Origin of the sequence: Microbacterium sp. GbtcB4 (assembly GCF_019091465.1) — a bacterium.
In the GTDB taxonomy this organism is placed as follows: domain Bacteria; phylum Actinomycetota; class Actinomycetes; order Actinomycetales; family Microbacteriaceae; genus Microbacterium; species Microbacterium paraoxydans.
In genome coordinates this window covers 1-233 of record NZ_JAGXJJ010000667.1, presented here as the reverse complement: position 1 = coordinate 233, position 233 = coordinate 1, and the positions used below count along the sequence as shown (strand labels likewise).

Genomic DNA, 233 nt, shown 5'->3' with positions numbered 1-233 from the left:
ATCAACACCCCGAGCATCTTCGCGATCTGGCACACCATGATGTCTAGCGCCAGTCCGCCGACGAATCCGTCGAGGATCGGCTTGGAGAGGAAGTCCGCCAGGAAGCCGAGCTTGAAGACGGCGAGCAGCAGGAACATCCCGCGGCAGAGGAGCGCCTGGGCGAGGGCGAGGGTGGCGTAGTCGGCGCTGCCGGCGACGACCAGACCGCCGATGGAGGAGGGCACGAGGGCCGC

General features: G+C 67.4%; 1 protein-coding gene. It reads right to left on the bottom strand.

Translation table 11 applies throughout. The features are described 5' to 3' along the window. On the bottom strand, positions 1-233 hold a 233-nt coding region (locus KVS71_RS19200; RefSeq protein ID WP_254635927.1), incomplete at both ends, for a SulP family inorganic anion transporter.